The organism is Pseudomyxococcus flavus (genome assembly GCF_050038885.1).
GTDB lineage: Bacteria > Myxococcota > Myxococcia > Myxococcales > Myxococcaceae > Myxococcus > Myxococcus flavus.
Map to the genome: position 1 here is coordinate 3,110,770 of NZ_CP143624.1, position 16,767 is coordinate 3,127,536.

14 protein-coding genes are annotated in these 16,767 nt (G+C 70.1%); 10 read left to right on the forward strand and 4 right to left on the reverse strand.

Annotation, left to right across the window (positions count from 1 at the left end):
- Positions 1–2: 2 nt before the first annotated feature.
- From VZL07_RS13090 to VZL07_RS13105, 4 genes are read left to right on the forward strand one after another with little or no spacing between them, the layout of a single operon-like run.
- Entirely contained in the window at positions 3–1,877 is a 1,875-nt protein-coding gene (locus VZL07_RS13090) for a patatin-like phospholipase family protein (protein ID WP_426755849.1), read from the forward strand.
- Positions 1,874–2,842, forward strand: a complete 969-nt coding sequence (locus VZL07_RS13095) for a 3-oxoacyl-ACP synthase III family protein (RefSeq protein WP_426755850.1) — start codon at positions 1,874–1,876, stop codon at positions 2,840–2,842. The genes VZL07_RS13090 and VZL07_RS13095 overlap by 4 nt, the downstream gene beginning before the upstream one ends.
- On the forward strand, positions 2,839–3,609 hold the full coding sequence (locus VZL07_RS13100; protein ID WP_426755851.1) for a lysophospholipid acyltransferase family protein: 771 nt from the start codon (positions 2,839–2,841) through the stop codon (positions 3,607–3,609). The genes VZL07_RS13095 and VZL07_RS13100 overlap by 4 nt, the downstream gene beginning before the upstream one ends.
- Positions 3,606–4,439, forward strand: a complete 834-nt coding sequence (locus VZL07_RS13105; RefSeq protein WP_426755852.1) for an SDR family NAD(P)-dependent oxidoreductase — start codon at positions 3,606–3,608, stop codon at positions 4,437–4,439. Before VZL07_RS13100 ends, VZL07_RS13105 begins: the two co-directional genes overlap by 4 nt.
- A 32-nt stretch (positions 4,440–4,471) precedes the next feature.
- On the opposite strand, the gene VZL07_RS13110 is transcribed toward VZL07_RS13105, so the two are convergent.
- From VZL07_RS13110 to VZL07_RS13125, 4 genes are read right to left on the reverse strand one after another with little or no spacing between them, the layout of a single operon-like run.
- Positions 4,472–5,344, reverse strand: a complete 873-nt coding sequence (locus VZL07_RS13110; protein ID WP_426755853.1) for a methyltransferase domain-containing protein — start codon at positions 5,342–5,344, stop codon at positions 4,472–4,474.
- The gene (locus tag VZL07_RS13115; protein ID WP_426755854.1) at positions 5,341–8,964 is read right to left on the reverse strand and encodes a protein kinase domain-containing protein; all 3,624 of its coding nucleotides are present in this window, start codon (positions 8,962–8,964) and stop codon (positions 5,341–5,343) included. The genes VZL07_RS13110 and VZL07_RS13115 overlap by 4 nt, the downstream gene beginning before the upstream one ends.
- Before the next feature lie 53 nt (positions 8,965–9,017).
- On the reverse strand, positions 9,018–9,686 hold the full coding sequence (locus VZL07_RS13120) for an exopolysaccharide biosynthesis protein (protein ID WP_426755855.1): 669 nt from the start codon (positions 9,684–9,686) through the stop codon (positions 9,018–9,020).
- 36 nt (positions 9,687–9,722) lie between these two features.
- The gene (locus tag VZL07_RS13125; RefSeq protein WP_426755856.1) at positions 9,723–10,265 is read right to left on the reverse strand and encodes a TIGR02265 family protein; all 543 of its coding nucleotides are present in this window, start codon (positions 10,263–10,265) and stop codon (positions 9,723–9,725) included.
- Between the two features lie 229 nt (positions 10,266–10,494).
- Between VZL07_RS13125 and VZL07_RS13130 the strand changes: the two genes are divergently transcribed.
- From VZL07_RS13130 to VZL07_RS13155, 6 genes are all read left to right on the forward strand, one after another.
- Entirely contained in the window at positions 10,495–11,148 is a 654-nt protein-coding gene (locus tag VZL07_RS13130) for an SDR family oxidoreductase (protein WP_426755857.1), read from the forward strand.
- Positions 11,149–11,773: 625 nt separating this feature from the next.
- The gene (locus VZL07_RS13135) at positions 11,774–12,241 is read left to right on the forward strand and encodes a DUF6484 domain-containing protein (RefSeq protein WP_426755858.1); all 468 of its coding nucleotides are present in this window, start codon (positions 11,774–11,776) and stop codon (positions 12,239–12,241) included.
- Positions 12,242–12,287: 46 nt separating this feature from the next.
- A complete protein-coding gene (locus tag VZL07_RS13140; protein WP_426755859.1) occupies positions 12,288–13,619 on the forward strand; it encodes a TIGR02270 family protein in 1,332 nt (443 codons plus the stop codon).
- Positions 13,607–14,719: a DUF2169 family type VI secretion system accessory protein gene (locus VZL07_RS13145; RefSeq protein WP_426755860.1), complete on the forward strand. Its 1,113-nt coding sequence runs from the start codon at positions 13,607–13,609 to the stop codon at positions 14,717–14,719. Before VZL07_RS13140 ends, VZL07_RS13145 begins: the two co-directional genes overlap by 13 nt.
- The gene (locus VZL07_RS13150; RefSeq protein WP_426755861.1) at positions 14,712–15,755 is read left to right on the forward strand and encodes a hypothetical protein; all 1,044 of its coding nucleotides are present in this window, start codon (positions 14,712–14,714) and stop codon (positions 15,753–15,755) included. The genes VZL07_RS13145 and VZL07_RS13150 overlap by 8 nt, the downstream gene beginning before the upstream one ends.
- Positions 15,752–16,753 carry a DUF4150 domain-containing protein gene (locus VZL07_RS13155; RefSeq protein ID WP_426755862.1) on the forward strand — a complete coding sequence of 334 codons (1,002 nt, stop codon included), beginning with the start codon at positions 15,752–15,754 and terminating at the stop codon, positions 16,751–16,753. Before VZL07_RS13150 ends, VZL07_RS13155 begins: the two co-directional genes overlap by 4 nt.
- Positions 16,754–16,767 lie beyond the last annotated feature (14 nt).

A 16,767-nucleotide genomic window follows, 5' to 3' on the forward strand; every position in this document is an offset into this window, starting at 1 on the left:
CCATGTCACACGCCACGTCACTCGATGACTCACGACAGCGGCGGCTGTCTGCGCTCAAGCGCGCGCCTGGGCTTCGGCACCATGGCAACACCGCGCTGCTGAAGCTGCTGGGCAAGAGCCGGGAGGTCGCATGGCCTCGCGGCGCGGTGCTGTATCGAGAGGGTGAACCCACTGAGGGGTTCTTCGTACTCCTGGAGGGTGAGCTGGAAGTCTCGCGGGGTGGCGAGCCGCTGATGATGCTCCAGCACGGCGTCCCGCTGGGCCTGGAGGCGCTGTCGAGCCGGAAGCACTCCGTCACCGTCCGCGCGGCGGTGGACTCGGCGGGGCTCTTCTTCCCCATGGAGGATGTGGCGAACCTGCCTCACGCGCCCGCCGCGCCATCGGAGCAGCCCCAGACTCGGGCCGAGGTGGTCGCCTTCGAGAGCGAGGTGCGCGGCACGCCCCTGCCCACGCTCATCGAGTTGGTGGCGAAGACCATCCACCGCGACTTCGGCGACCGCGTCCTGCTGCTGCGCAGCGCCTCCCGGAGCGAGGAGCGTGGGAAGGACCTGACTGTCACGCGCGGCGCGGATGGCGTCCTGCGCGCCACGCTGCCCGGAGCGCCCGGCCGGCTGACGCCGGCGTTGCTCCAGCGGGTCACGGGTGAGCACGGCCTCCACTACGTCTTCCTCGACGGCTGCGGCGTCACGGACGTGACGATGCTGGACAAGACGGTGCGGCTGGTGGGGGCATCCTCCGCACAGCCGGCCGCGGGCCCGCGCGTGCTACCCACCGTGGTGGTGGACCCGCGGCAGCCGCCGCGCGCATCCGAGCTGAGCGGCCAGCCACAGCACGGTGAGCCACTTCCCCAACGACATCCCCCCTGCCCCTTGCGGCTGAGGCTGGAGCGGCTGGCGCGGATGTCCGTCGATGACCGGCCGCTGGAGGCCCTGGGGCTGAGCAACGCCGAGCAGGAGGCGCTGGCGCGCTGGGCCCGCGCCATCACGCATCGGCGCGTGGGCCTGGCGCTCAGCGGCGGAGGCGTGTGGGGCTTCTACCACGTCCACATCCTCCGCTGGCTGGTGGGCCAGGGCGTGCCCATCGACATCGTCAGTGGCTCCAGCATGGGCGCGCTGGTCGGGGCCTACTTCTGCGGGAGCGCGCTGGACGGGCGGAGCGGACTGGAGGGCCTGCATCAACTGGAGGCGCGGGCCGTGAGCCGCCAGCTCTCCCTGGCCGCCGCGGCCGCCATCCTGACGTCGTACTCGCTGGAGCGCTTCGTGGAGCGCGACCTGGGCCCCATCTGCCTGGAGGAGCTGTCCACCCGCTTCCTGCCGGTGACGACGGACCTGACGAGCGGCGACTGCGTGGCGCTAGGCCAGGGGCCGGTGGCCCTGGGCGTGCGTGCGAGTGGCTCGGCCCCCGGCATCTGGGGCCCCACGGTGGTGCCCCCCGCGCGGTACGTGGACGGCGCCTTCACCAGCATGGTGCCCGCCCACGTGCTGCTCGACGCGGGCGCGGACATCATCTTCTCCAGCCACATCTTCCCGTTCGGGGCCCGGAGCACGCCTCCCGCGCCCACGACGGGGCTCGGCCGATTCCTGTCGGGCCTCAACCCGGTGGCGCGAGCCCTGGACCTCGCGGCCAGCGGCGTGCTGCTATTGCATCGCAGTGGTGATGTGGAGAGCCTGCTCGCGGACGTCCGCTATGACCTCCACTCCGCGGAGGCGCCGCTGTCGACGGCCATGGAGTTCACCCGGGCCCGAGACATCCTGGGGCGGGCCGCGAAGGATGTGCCGCTCGCGAAGCGGCTGGAGGAGATGAAGCAGCACTGGCTCCAGGTGAAGGCCCGGAGCGCCCGTGTCCACCCGCGTCATGGAGGACAGCAAGCCGCATGATTTCCGTTCGCATCCTGGGCACCGCCAGCGTCCTTCCCGGGCCCGCCGTGACGACCGCGGAGCTGTGCGCACGCGTGGGGCGGGATGCGGCGGAGGTGGAGCGGAAGACGGGCATCCACACGCGCCACTTCGCGCCGCCGGGGACGAAGGCGGCGGACGTGGCGGCGCAGGCCCTGCGCGGCGCGCTGGAAGCGGCGGGACTGGAGGCGTCGGCCCTGCGCCGCATCCTCTGCGTCACGTCCATGGGTGGTGACGTCACCACGCCCGCCACCGCCAACCGGGTGGCCGCGGCGCTGGGGCTCGCGGGGAGCTGCGATGCCATGGACCTGAGCAACGCCTGCATGGGCTTCCTGAGCGCGTTCGACCTGGCGGCGCGCTCGGTGGCGACGGGGCTGGGCCCCGTGGGCATCGTGTCCGTGGAGCTGCTGTCGCGGACCACCACACCCGAGGAGCCTCGGCCGTACCTCGTGCTCGGGGACGCGGCGGCGGCGGCGGTGCTGGGCACGGGGCGCCCGGGTGAAGGCGTGCTGGGCGTGGCGCTGGGCAACAACGGCACGCTGCCCACGGACGTCGTCCTGGAGAATCCCTTCGCCACCGGCAAGCTGGAGCGGATGCACTTCCTGACGCCGAGTCAGGCGATGACGCGCGTGGCACTGGACGCGCTGGTGGGCGCGGCGCGCTCGGCGCTGGACGCGGCGGGCGTGGCGATGCACGAGGTGGAATGGGTGCTCACGCACCAGCCGAACGGGCGCATGCTGGAGGCCATCCTCCAGGCGCTGGACGTAGCGCCGGAGCGGAGCGTGCGCGTGGTGGACACGGTAGGCAGCGTGGGGTCGGCATCGCTGGGCACCAGCCTGGACCGGCTGCTGCGCACGCGGCCGGTGAAGCCAGGGCATCACATCCTCCTGGTGGGCGTGGGGGCGGGCGTGGCCCACGGCGCGGTGCTGTACCGGGTGGGCGAATGACACGGGCGGGTGGATGGCCCCTGAAGGTGTGGCTGGCGACGTTCCGGCTCCTCCGCCGATATCACCGCTACGAGGTGGTGAACCTGGAGCCGCTGCTGCGGCCCGGCGCGAAGCTCATCGTCGGCTACCACGGGCGTCCCCTGGCCGTGGACCTGTGCATGCTGACGGTGACGCTGTACGAGCGCCTCGGCTATCTGCCGCACGGCGTGGCGCATGGCGCGTTCGATTCGATTCCGGGCATGCGCACGGTGGCGGACGGGCTCGGCTTCGTCACGGGGGATGACCCACGCCTGGCGGAGGCGGTGGCGCGGGGTGAGCATGTCCTGCTGCAACCGGGCGGCACGCGCGAGGGCTGCCGCGACTTCCGTCACCGCTACCGCGTCGACTGGGGCGAGCGCATGGGTTACCTGCGCTTGGCGGTGCGCTACCGCCTGCCCATCGTTCCCGTGGGCGGCAGTGGGATGGATGACGCGTACATCGGGCTCAACGATGGCTATGCGCTGGGACGGCGGGTGGGCATGCCCGCGCGGCTGCCGCTGTGGCTGGGCGTGGGCGCGACGGGCGTGTGGCCGCTGTCCTTGCCCTTGCCCGTGAAGATGACGCAGTGGGTGGGCGAGCCACTGACGCGGCACCTGGCGCCGGGCTTCGACGCAAGCGACCGGGATGCGATGCGCGCGGTGCACCAGGAAGTGGCGAGCGCGGTCCAGGGGCTGCTCGACCGGGCCCGCGGCGTGGACAACGACGGCACGAGGAAGGCGGGGCGATGAGAGAAGTCGAGGGGAGCGGCACCCCGTCGCGACAGTGGGCGCTCATCCTGGGAGCTTCTTCAGGGACAGGCGCGGCCATCGCGGAGGCGGTGACGCACAAGCCCGGGCTGAATGTCTTTGGCGTGCACCGGGGTCGGTACGCGGACAGCGCCATGCAGGTGGAGCAACGGGTGCGGGACGCCGGAGGCCGCGCGGTGATGTGGCAGGCGGATGCCTCTTCGCCGGAAGCGGCGGAGGCGGGCGTAGCGGCACTGCGGGAGGTCGCCGGAGCCCGGAGCGTGAAGCTCTTCGTGCATTCGATTGCGGGGGCGTCGGTGGGGCGCTTCCTGTCGAAAGGCGAGGACCGGCTGCACGCGCGGCGCATCCGCCGCACCTTCGACACGATGGCGCACTCATTCGTGTACTGGGCCCAGGCCCTGGCGGACGCGGACCTGCTGGCGCCCGAGGCCCGCCTGCTGGGGCTTCAGAACCCGCTGGATGAGACGCACCTGGGGAACACGGGGCTCATCAGCGCGTCGAAGGCGGCGCTGGAGATGTACGTGCGCTACCTGGCGATGGAGCTGGGCCCGCTTGGGCACCGGGTCAACCTGCTCAAGTTCGGCACGGTGATGACACCGGCGCTGAAGCACGTGTACTCGCCGGAGGCGCTGGCCCGGCTGGAGCAGGCCCACGCGAAGATGAATCCCGCGGGGCGGATGGGCACGGTGGAGGAAGTCGCGCGCTTCGTCACCGTGCTCGCGGGTGAGGAAGCGGGTTGGTTCAACGGCGCCACCATCGACTTCACAGGCGGCATGACGCTGCGGCTGTTGGACCTGGTGCTGAATCCGTAAGGTCCGCCTCCCTACGCCCCGGCCACGGACTGTCAGTCCCGTGCTTGCGCCTCCAGCATCCGGAATGACAGGCAGTAATAGAACGGCGACACCTGTTCCTCGATGACATCGACCGCGCCAGCGGGCAGCAGCTCGCGAGGGCAGTGCGGGTTCCACGAGTAGAACGTGATGGCTCGGAACGCGGCACGCTGGAATAGCGTGGGCCGGAAGTTCGGGTCCATCTGCTCGTCCACCACCACCAGCGGCGTCCTGGGCTTCGCCACGCGCGCCATCTCCGCCAGCGCCCGCGCCGGCTCCCGATAGCCGCCAATGCCTCCCACGTGGAACACCCGGTCGAACGTCGCGTCCGGGAACGGCAGCGCGTGCGCGTCCGCCATCATCAGCCGCACCCCCGAGTAGCCCCCGGAGCGCAGCCGCCGTCGGCAGTGCTTGAGCATGCCCTCGCTCAAGTCCACGCCCCACACCTCCACATCGAGCCCTGGCGGAAGACCGTCGCGCAGCAGCGGCAGATTCGCCCCCGAGCCCACGCCCACCTCCAGCACCCGCAGCGGCCTCCCATCCTCGCGCGGCGCCAGCGAGCCGAGCTCCAGCCGCCGCATGTACCCCGCGCGCATCCGCGCTTCCGTCACGGATTGGAACAGCGGCGTCAGCAGCGTCGTCAGCGGGTCATGCAGCACCGGCAGCCCGTCATAGATGACGCGCATCAGCCGGTCCGTGCCGCGCACCGCGTCCTCACGGTACAGCCGGGCCATGCCGCGCTCCACGCGCCACGCCTCCCCACACCCGCCGCAGCGCAGCCACCCATCGCGAATGCAGCCGCGCGCCTCGAGCCCGTGGAACACCAGCGTCCCACCACAGGCCGGACACGCCAGCAACGCCACGTCTCCCGCGCGTACCCCGTTCATCGGCTCGTGATGACCTCCGCCCGGGCCAGCTCAACACGCATGCCCAGCCGGGTAAACAGCTCCACCGCGCGCTGCTGATGGCCCCGCCGTGCCGGGTCCTCCGAAGGCAGGTGCCGCGCCAGCGCCAGGCGCGCATGGGCCTCCTCGAAGGCCTGCCCCTTCCTCGACGCCACGGCGACACATCGGCGCCAAGCCTCGAACGCCCGCGAGGCGTCCCCTTCCAGCCACGCCTCGCTCCCGCGCCACAGCCGAGCCCCGGCCTCACCGAAGGGAAACACCTTCGCGAAGACGTCCGCCTGCCGGCGAGCGGCCTTCGCGCTCGCCACCAGCGACGCGTCCGCGGCGCCCCGCTCCCACAGCGACAGGAGCACCTCCGCCACCGACATGACGCCGAAGTACAGGAAGTGCGCCACCGGCTTGCCGGACGCCATCTTCGCCAGGGCCTGCTCCGCCGCCGTCCGGGCGCCTTCCGCATCACCCTCGCGCAGCCGCAGCAGCGCCAGCGTTCCCTCCGCGATGATGCGGTCCGTCTGCCCGCCCTGCGCCGCGGTCCACGCCAGCGTCTCCTCCAGCGCGGCCCGCGCCTTCGTGAGCTCACCCAACCGCAGGTGGATGTGCGCCTGGTAGTGCAAGGCCCAGTGCTGCGTCTGGAGCGCCCCGCGCCGCCGCGCCGAGCACTCCAGCCACGCCATCAGCGGCAGCCCTCGCGCGAACTTCCCCTGGTAGCACGACACCACCGTCAGCAGCGCGCGGCACTCCTCCGCCAACCGCAGGTCGCCCACCGAGTCGACGATGGCAATGGCCCGCTCCAGCCACGCCTCCGTCTCCGCCCACCGCGCCATGTACGCGCCGTACACGGCGTTGCGGCACAACACGAAGGCCAGGTCCGCCGGACTGCCCACGCGCTCGGCGACGTCGAGCGCGCGGCGTGCCCACGTCTCCGCCACCGCCCGGATGGGCAGCGTCCCCGCCACCACCGCCATGCTCGTGTAGCTCCGCGCCAGCTCCGGCGAGGCCCCCGCCGGCTCGCACAGGTTCAGCGCGCGCAGCCCGGCCCAGAGCACCGGGAGCGCCTGGTGCGCGTAGATGAACGCGTCGAGCAGCCGCATCAGCAGCCGGCCCGCCACGCGCCGCACGCGCCGCCGCTCCTCCGTCTCCTCGTCGTAGTCCTCCGGCCGGGAGCTCTGCGCCAGCCGCAACACGCCCTGCCCCACCGTCCCCAGCGCCCAGCCCACGCGCGTGGAAGGCACCGGCCAGCCGAAGTGCCGCAGCGCGCGCTCCGCATGCGTGCGGAACGCCTGCAGCTCCCCGAGTTGGAAGCGCGTCTCCGCCAGCAGCGCCTCCAGGTTCCCCAGCCACAGCGCGTCGCCGCTCGCGCCACCGGACACCCGCTCCAGCGCCCGCGTGAGAAAGGACAGGGCCTCCTGACAGGCGCCCACGCGCAGGGCCTCCTCGCCCGCGCGCTGCGCCTGCCGCGCCTCGCGAAGCGCGTCTCCGGCCTGGCCCCAGTGATAGCAGAGCGCCGCCGCCCACTCCGGGCGCTGCCCGTAGGCGGCCTCCATCGCCAGCGCGACCCGCCGGTGCAACGCGCGCCTCGCCTCCGGGGGCAGCTCGTCCAGCACGCCCTCGCGCAGTTTGTCGTGCGCGAAGCGCCAGCGGTCATCCGCCACATCCAGCACGGCCGCCGCCGCGCAGTCCGTCAGCCAGCGCTCCACGTCCATCTCGGGCGCGGCGTGCCGCAGCAGCGGCACATCCACCTGCCGCCCGACGATGGCCGCCACCCGGAGCAGCTCCCGCGACGCCACGGGTACCTTCTCCAGGCGCCGCTGCACCAGCCTGCGCACGCCGCCCGCGAAGACGCGCTCGGGCAGCGCCATGTCGCCCAGGCGGTCCAGCCCGCCGGCCTCCTCCGCCAGCGCGCGCACCACCTCCACCAGGAAGAAGGGGTTGCCCTCCGTCTCGCGCAGCAGCAGCTCCACCAGGTGCGGCCGGGCCCCCGCCGCGCCCATCATGGACTCGCTGAGGATGGAGACCTCCCGCGCATCCAGCCGGGGCAGCCGCAGCAGCGACAGGCCCGCCAGCGCCGAGGGCAACGCGGGCGCCTCGTCATCCCGGAAGCTACCCAGCAGCAGCAGCCGCAGCCCGGGCGCCCGCGCCGCGAGCCGGGAGAGCAGATGCAGCGACTCGCCCCCCGCCCAGTGCAGGTCCTCCAGCACCACCACCACCGGCTGCGGCAGCCGCGCGAAGACGTCCTCCACCACCTGGAGCAGGCGCGCCTGCACCATGTCCGCGCCCACCTCGGCCGGGTCGGGTACGGGGTGCCCCAGCAGCGCCTCGATGTCCGGCACCAGCGGCTTGAGGATGCTGGCCTCGCGCTCGCTCAGCGGCGTGAGGATGGACAGCCAGCGCAGCACCGGACGCCATTCCTGGTAGGGGTTGCCACCGGCCGCCACGCCCTGGCCTCGCAGCACCACCGCGCCCTTCACCAGCGCCAGCGCGCGCAGCTCCTCCAGGAGCCGCGACTTGCCCACGCCGCTCTCGCCGCCCACCAGCCACGCGCCGCCGCGGCCCACCATGGCCGCCTCCAGTACGGTGGACAGCCGCGCCAGTTCCTCTACCCGGCCCACGTAGCGCGCGGCCTGGAGGAAGCTCTCGCGCATGGCGGCGGACTCGGGCGGCACCGGCTCGCCCGTGGCGGCGCAGAGCTCGGCAATCACCTCGTCCGCGCAGCGAGGCCGCTGCTTCGGGTCTGGCGACACCAGCCGCTCCAGCACCACCTTGAGCGCGGGCGGGAAGTCCGGCGGCGCGGGCACCTGCCCGGCGTGTGGCAGCCGGCCGAACATCATCTGGCTGGCCATGGCCCCCACGCTGAAGAGGTCCGTCACCTCCGAGGGCGGCTGGTCCTCGAACAGCTCCGGCGCGAGGTAGCCCGGCGTGCCACCCGGCTGCGCGCGGTGCACGTGCTCGCGCCCCACCGCCAGCCCGAAGTCCAGCACCTTCACCTGGCCGTTGGTGACCAGCACGTTCGCGGGCTTGAGGTCGCGGTGGATGATGCCGCGCCGGTGCAGGTACGCCAGCGCCAGCAGCGTCTGCACCAGCAGCCCCACCTGCACGCGCAGCGGCTGCCCCGTGCCCGCCTTCACCAGGTGCTGCGCGTCCTCCAGCAGGTCCATGGCCAGGTAGGGCCGGCGGTCCGCGTCGAAGCCGTAGTCCAGCACGCTGATGACGTGGGGATGGCGCAGGGAGGCGAGCGTCTGGAATTCGTGCGCCAGGGACAACGCCAGCTCATGGCGGGCCATGGAGGACGGCGTGTTCTCGCCCTCGGGCAGGCGCGCCAGGTCCTCCAGCGTCTGGTGCAGCCGCTTCACCGCGACGGGCCCCGCAAGCAGGTCCTGCGCGCGCCAGACGGTGCCCGCACCGCCCCGACCGAGGAAGTCGAGGATGCGGTAACGCCCGCCCACGACCTCGCCCTCCGCGTGGCGACGCGCCGCATCCTCCGGCCGGGGCCGGGTTTCGAGAGGGGATTGCCGCATCAGAGGGGGGGCCGCCCGGACGGATGATAACGAGAACCTCCGGGGACGATAGGGCTGATTCCAGACGCACCGTACCGCCCGGCTCACCGGGCGGATAAGGCCAGCCTGGGCGGCAGGTCAGTCATTACCCAGGCACGGGCTCAGCCGCCCATGAAGATGCTGGCCAGGCTGCGGCCCCCCTGCACCGCGCCATAGATGAGCACGGTGAAGTAGGTCAGCGTCCCCACCGTCATGCCATGGCCCAGGAGGATGCAGTAGCCATCGCGCTGCAGGATGCCGATGGCGAAGAAGAGCGCCGCGAGCGCGGGCAGCGTGTTGCTGAAAGGAATCAGCCCGAAAGGCATCATCAACAGCACGCCCGCGAAGAAAAGCATGAAGCCGTTGAAACGGTTGGTGCTGCTCCCGTGGGTGAGGGCCAGCAGCCGCGGCTTGCTGAGCCGGTCCACGTACTTCGTGAAGACGTCCGCCCCCTTGTCCAGCGCCGGCGCCAGGTTGGTGCGCTGCAGGGGCCTGTCCAGCAGCTTGCGGGGCAGCCAGGGCGTCCGGTTGAACAGCACGCCCACGCCGATGAGGACGATGAGGAGGCCGAACACCGTGGACACGCCCGGAATCGACACGGGCAGCAGGAACGGGAAGGTCAGGATGCAGCAGAAGAGCAGCAGGCCCTGCTCGCCACACGCCTGCATCAGCTCACGCACCGTCAGGGTTTCGGGCAGCCGCGCGGAGAGGGCGCGAAGCGTGGCGGACAGCTGGGTCTGGGTGTCCGAGAAGCTCGTGGACGAAGAGGGGTTCGGCGAAGGCGTGGACATATCAGGCCGTCACTACCATGCCCACCCTCCTGATGATCAGCTCCAAGCGATGTCGTACACCGCCTCCTCGCCCTCCCTCCGGACAATCTGGACCGAGGGCTGCCGCGCCCCGCTGGCCTCCAGCCCCGCCAGGAAGAGGCCCACATAGAAGCCGGCCACCACCACGGGGCGACAGGTCAGCGCATAGCGCGTGGGGCCCAGCTGCTCCATGTGCGTTTCCAGATAGTTGGTGCCCGTGCGCAGGTTCCGCGTCATGCGCGCCAGCATCCGCTGCGGGCCCAGCAACCGGACGGTGCCCAGGAGCGCGCTGCCGATGAGCGTGGAGCTGAAGCCCTCCACGAAGCGCCGGCCCACCACCGCGGCGGCCTCGTCCAGCGGTGAATCTGGCGCCAGCGTGGCCGCCGCGACCTTCAGCGCGCCGACCCAGACCTCCAGGGGATAGGCCAGGTCGAGCGAGCCCCGTGCGTCGAGGCCCACCTCGCGCAGCCGGCCCGCACAGGCGTCATCCAAGTGGTCACCCAGGGCACGAAGCAGTCCCTGGAAGCTCTGCTGGAATACAAGGGGTTCGGGATTTTCCAAGCCGAGGCAATGTATCGTCTGGATGACAGCGTCTCAACCCGGTGGGTGGCCGGGTATCGATGGGTAATCAACACCCGGCGCGGTGCCCGGAGCGCGTGCCGCTTTCAACACGGCGGGCCACTCGGTGCTGGGCGGGCGCGACGCGGTGTGGTGAAGAGTCGCCGGCCCGCGTCACGTCACCGGGCACGACTTCACGGTACCTCGCCTCCTTCGCCTGCCGGAGCCCGTCATGAACATGTCTCCCCGTCACCTCTTCGTTGCCGGCGCCACGGGGGCGACCGGCCGCAACGTGATTCGCCAGGCGATTGCGCGCGGCGTGCCCGCAACCGCGCACCTGCGGCCCAAGAGCGCCGGCAGCGAGCTGGCCCGCACGTGGCCCCACAAGGCCGTGGTGGAGCTGTCCGACACGGAGGCCCTGGTGGAGCAGCTGCGCGGCGCCACCACGGTGCTCCAGCTCATCGGCACCATGCGCAAGCGCTTCGCCACGGGCGACACCTACGAGACGAGCGACATCGGCACCACGCGGCAGCTCGTGGAGGCGGCGAAGCGCGCGGGCGTGGACCACCTGGTGCTGCTCAGCTCGGTGGGCGCGGGCCGTCCGGTGGGCGCGTACCTCAAGGCCAAGGCGGAGGCAGAGCGGCTGGTGCGCGACAGCGGCATCCCGTGGACCATCGTGCGCCCGCCCGCCTTCGAGGGTGAGTACCACCACGTCAGCCCGGTGCTGCGCGCCCTCACGCGCCTGCCGCCGCTGCGCAGCATGCGCCCCATCCACCTGGACCAGCTCGCCGCCGTGCTGCTGCGTGTCTCCGAGCGGCGAGCGCCCCTGAACCAGGTGCTGGAGGGCGACAGCCTCTGGGCCGAGGTCGCCGCCGCGGGCGCCTGAGGCTCCTTTGGCCTGTGAAGGCGGCTCCAAGGAATGGAAAAGACAGCGGCGCGCACTGTCCCTGAGCATGAACGCGAATGACCCGCTACTCCTGGCTCGTCGAGGACAAGGCCGCGGCCTCTCACCACAAGGGCGACATCAACGCGGCGCATCGGTGGAAGCTGCCAGTCCATTCGAGTCGCGCCACATGAGCTTGGTTAAGCAGCCAATGGCACCCGAGAGGCAGCCTGCTCGGACTCAGCCGGGCTGAGATAGCCGAGGGAGGAGTGCGCCGCTGGCGGTTGCAGAACACCTCGAGGAAGTCGAACAAGGCGGATTTCGCCACTGTGTGTCCATGCCTCGATGCAAAGAATTTGCTCCAACGGAGCGGTTCCGAATTCCTGCCCTGCCGACCTCGCAGGTTGAGCGTGCACCAACCACCCTTCAATACCATACACCATCGCTCCAGCATCTGCGGTGGGGCCTTCCGTGGAGAGAGTTGACGAGCTGGGTTTGAACCTGCTGATCTGAACGAACATCGTCAGCACTGGAGTTGGGCCCCCTCTACACGGGGCGCAACGCGAGAGCATATCCATTCGCAGTACGACACCACGGGCCGACAGGTTGCCGGCCAAGGGGGGACAGCATGACGAAGGCCCATGAGCCGCCACGCGATTCAGCGCGACAGTGGGACAGTCGCGAGGGCTTCATTGCGGGAACCGATGGGGAGGGCAGGCCCCTGGTGGACTTCGAGGGGAATCCAACGGGCCCTCGGGTCGCCCTCACCACAGTTCCCTTACCAGGGGCGACGCTGGAGGCGGCGGTCGCGTCCCGCCAGACGGTGCAGCTTCGCTTCCAGGACGGTGACGTCCGCCGCCCCATCATCATCGGCCTTGCGCAGGACGCACGACAGGAGGGTGTGCCCCATCCCCTCCGTGGCGGTGACGGCACCCTCCTGGAAGTTCTTGAGCATGCGGACGGCGTCACGCTGCGCGTGGGGAAGGCCAGCCTGCGACTGATGCTGGACGGGCGAATCTTCCTCAAGGGCACCTACGTCGAGACATGCGCCGAGGGCCTCAATCGCATCAAGGGCGGCACGGTGGACATCGGCTGAGAGCGCCTCTCGCGCACGCACGACGGACCAGGACACGAGGCGACACGTGAGCAGCATTCGACAAGGGGGGCTCCACCCCGAGGGGAGCAGCGTGCCCCCGCGGCGCTGGAGCGGTTTCGCACCGCGCGAGATTTCGGCCCTCTGTAACGAGGAGATGGTGGCGCTGCATGCCGGAGAGGCGGCCTTCCTCTGGACGCAGCGAGCCCACGCCGTGGGCGCCCCCCACTACCGGCTGAAGGACCTCATCCGACTGGATGGGAGGCTGGAGGCGCACCTGGATGGACTGAGGACCGCCGGCGAAAAGGGCTGGGAGAAGTGCATGGCCGCGATGGACGTGCCAGGCCCCGGAGAAGTGTTCGCGGCGGGGGTGCTGGCTTGCGAGAGCCGCGATGGCCGTCGCATTGGCACCGTGGTGAAGCTGGCTCTTGAGGCCCCCGAGTGGCAACGCGCCTGCGTGTCCGCCCTGGGCTGGCTGTCGTTTGCGGATGCAGTCCCCACGCTGGAAGCCTTGCTGGAGGAGCAGGCCCCGGAGGTGCGTCGTCTCGGCGTCGCCGGTGCCGCCGCGCAGCGCTGGGATTTGGGGCCGCACCTGGGCGCTGCCCTCGGCGACGAAGACGCCTCCCTGCGAGCATGCGCGCTGGAAACCGTGGGGCTGCTGGCGCGGGCGGACCTCCTGCCGAAAGTGCAGCGCGCCCTGACAGATGACGAGGACGAGGCGTGCCGGTTCGCCGCCGCGTGGACGCTGGTGCGCCTCGGGCAGCGCACGGGCCCCGCCTTCTCGCTGCTGCAGGCTCTCGGCGACTCGGCGGGCCCCTTTGCACGGCGGGCCCTCTCCGTGGCCATGCCCTGCATGCCACAGGCCCAGGCAAAGGCCTGGTACTCGCGACTTCGCGAAGCGCCGCAAACCCGCCGCCTCGCGGCCATTGCCGCGGGCGTGCTGGGTGACGCCGAGCACGTGAAGGACCTGCTGGCGTGGATGGCAGAACCCGCGGTCGCGCGTGAGGCTGGCGAGGCATTCGCACTGCTCACAGGCATTGACCTGGCGTGGGAGGGACTGGACGCCGAGCCCCCACAGGACGAAGTGGCCGTGGAAGATGAAACGGCCGCGAAGGAGTCGGAGAACCTGCCCTGGCCCGCCACGGAAAAGGTGGCCGCGTGGTGGCACCAGCACCAGGGGGACTTTCAAAAGGGCACGCGCTACCTGGTGGGGAAGCCCATTTCGGACATGCACCTGCGAGAGGTACTGCGGCAGGGCACCCAGCGCCAGCGTGCGGCGGCGGCGCTGGAGTGGGGCCTTCGCAAGCCCCAGGCGCCTCTCTTCGAGGTGCGGGCGCCCGGGCCCCTCCAGGCACGGAGGTTGGCCGCATGGACTTCGTGAATGAAACGCCCCTCTGCGCGGGCTGGACGGTGGGCTTCCAGCCAGATGGGAGGGAGGTGCTGGTGGTGGTGGCGAAGGGCACCTTCAGCCTTCCGGCGAGTGAGGAAGAAGCCCCACTCGCGCCCACGCAACTTCCGCTGGTGGAAGCGGACACCTTCACCGGGGAGCCGGGATTCTCGGCGCCACTGCACGAGGCGGACTTCGCCCACCGAAAACCTCGGTGTGACGTGCTCCTCAACGGGAGTGCGTGGGCGCCCGGTGGAAAGCCCGCCCCGGTGGTGCCCGTCTCCTTCTCGTTAGGAGGGATGACGAAGTCCTTCGCGGTGCATGGCCCTCGTGTCTGGCGAAAGAGCCTGATGGGTGGCCCGCGCTCGTCGGAGGCTCAACCCTTCACCTCACTGCCCATCAGCTACGACAACGCCTTCGGAGGGGTGGACACCAGCCAGAAGGACGTCGCCAGGCACAAGGCCTTCCTCCCCAACCCCGTGGGGCGGGGCTTCCGGCACCACCTCGAGGAAGTGGATGGCGTCCCCATGTCCAACACGGAAGAGATTCGCACACCCATCACATCCCCGCGCGGGCCGTACCGGCCCATGGCCTTCGGTGCCCTGGGGCGCAACTGGCATCCCCGCTCCGCCTTCGCGGGCACCTACGACGCGTCATGGCTGAGTGAGGACCTCCCCTTCTTCCCCAAGGACTTCGACGACAGGTACTTCCAGGCCGCCCCCGAGGACCAGCAGGTGCCCTACCCACGCGGGGGAGAAGCCGTCACCCTCATCAACCTCAGCCCCCGAGGGACGCTGCGCTTCCGCCTGCCGCGACTCCAGGTGCCCGTGGCGTTCATCCCCCACCAGGGTCCGGCGAAGCAGGTGGACGCAGCGCTGGACACGGTCCTGGTGGAGTCCGATGCCGACCGCCTTCTTCTCACGTGGCGCCTCACATGGCCGTTGCGGCGGGACGCCTTCGAGCTGAAGCAGGTGGTGGTGGGAGGCCGCTCCCGCGGGTGGCTGCGTGCCCACGCCGTGGGCAAGACGTACTACCCCAACCTCGACGCGCTTGCTCGAGCGCGGGGTGCCCGGAAGGCAGGCCGCCATGGTTAGCGTGGCCATCAAGGCGGCTGGCCTGGTGACGGCCGTCGGATTCAACGCCCCTGCCTCCTTGGCCGCCATTCGCGCGGGCCTCAGCGGCGTCAAGGAATCCCACCTGTGGCATGCCCCTTCCGGGAAGTACCTGAAAGCGGCCAAGGTGGCGCTGCCGCAATGGTGGGAGGGACTCGGCAAGCTGGCGGAGCTGGTGGCCCCTGCCATCGGTGAATGCCTGGAGGCCGCAGCTCCTGCGCCAGCGGACAGCATTGCCCTCCTCCTTTGCGTCGCGGAAGGTTCGCGCCCCTTCCGGACGGAAGGGATGGAGCAACTCCTGGTGGCGGAGGTGGAGAGTCGCCTGGAGGTTCGCTTCCACCCCGCCACCCGGTTGATAGCGCGTGGGCAGGCCTCCATTGCCTTCGCGCTGCAAGAGGCCCAACGCCTTCTCTCCACGCAGCGGGCGGCCTGCTGCATCATCGCTGGGGTGGACAGCCTGCTGAATCCCAGGACGGTGAAGGAGTACGTCCGCCGCAGGCGCGTGCTCGCCCCGGACAATTCCAACGGCTTCATTCCTGGGGAGGCTGGTGGAGCGGTGCTGGTGGTTCCAGCGGGACGCCAGTCCGGAGGGGAGCTGCGCATCCTGGGTCTTGGCATTGCCCAGGAAAAGGCAACCGTCTCCTCCGAGGAACCGCTGCGAGGCGACGGGCTGACGGCAGCCGTCAAGGACTCCCTCAAGGAAGCCGGCCTCACCCTCTTCGACGTGGCCTGGCGCATCACTGACTTGAATGGCGAGCACTACAAGTTCAAGGAGGCAGCCTTCGTCGCCGCGCGCCTGCAGCGCACGCCCAAGGACGTTCCCTTCGACATGTGGCACCCTGGCGAGTACCTGGGTGAAGTGGGCGCCGCCATGGGCCCCTGCGTCCTCGCGTGGGCCTTGCACGCTGGCCAGAAGCGCTACGCCCCTGGCGAGGTCGCTCTGTGCCATTTCGGGAGTGATGAAGGGGACAGGGCGTCGCTGGTGGTGAAGTATGAAGAGAGGAGCAGTCCACGATGAGCACCAAGGTGTATGCCAACGGACGAGAGATTTCGGGCAAGGCCTCGGGCAACAAGTCAGTGGCCGCCATGCCGGACGTATGCCTCTCTCCGCCCGGGCCGCCCGCAGGCCCTGTTCCCATTCCCTACCCCAACACCGCGCAGTCGTCAGACACAGGCGACGGCAGCAAGACGGTGTTCGTGAATGGGAAGGAAATCAGCCTCAAGAACCAGTCCGTCTACAAGACGAGCAAAGGCAACGAGGCGGCCACGCGCAACTTCGGAGCTGGCGTCATCAGCCATACCATCACGGGGAAGACGAAGTTCGCCGCATGGTCCTTCGACGTCAAGGTAGAGGGGCAGAACGTCGTCCGCCACATGGACCTGACGACGCACAACCACCAGAACCCGACCAACGGTGCCATCACCCTCAACACCGGCAGCATGTTCCTCGACGGAGGCGATGCACCCGAGAAAACATGCGATGAGCTTCAGACCGAGAACGAAGAGCTTCGGAAGGATGCCGATTCCGGCAGGGGACCGACCGAGGATCAATTGGAAGAAGCCACCACGCTCACCACTGGCCAGTACCTCAACGCGAGCGATGGAAAGCGTTACGGAGTCAGAGGCTTCAGCCGCCAGCTCGACAAGGATGGCTGGGCCCAGGGCGTAGGGACCCTTCAGTATTCCGAGATTGCAACAAGGAAGCGAATCATCACGTCGTACGACTCGAATATCGAAGGGTTTGCGTACAAGTTCACCACGAACATGCCGCACTCGAGCCATACGGAGTCGCGGATTATCGAGGACATTTTCGCAGCCACCAATGGACAACCCAAAGGAAAGTTGCGAATGCGCATCCAGTGGCATCGCAAATCCAAGGGAACCATGTCCTCGGAGGCGTGCAAGCACTGCAAGCGGCTCATTTGTGCAGCAATGAACAAGGGTCTCGAAATCGAACTCTGTGACGACAAGGGCAAACCGACCACTCCCGACTGGTGCGACGAATACTCCGAGTAGCGCCCTCCCAGACC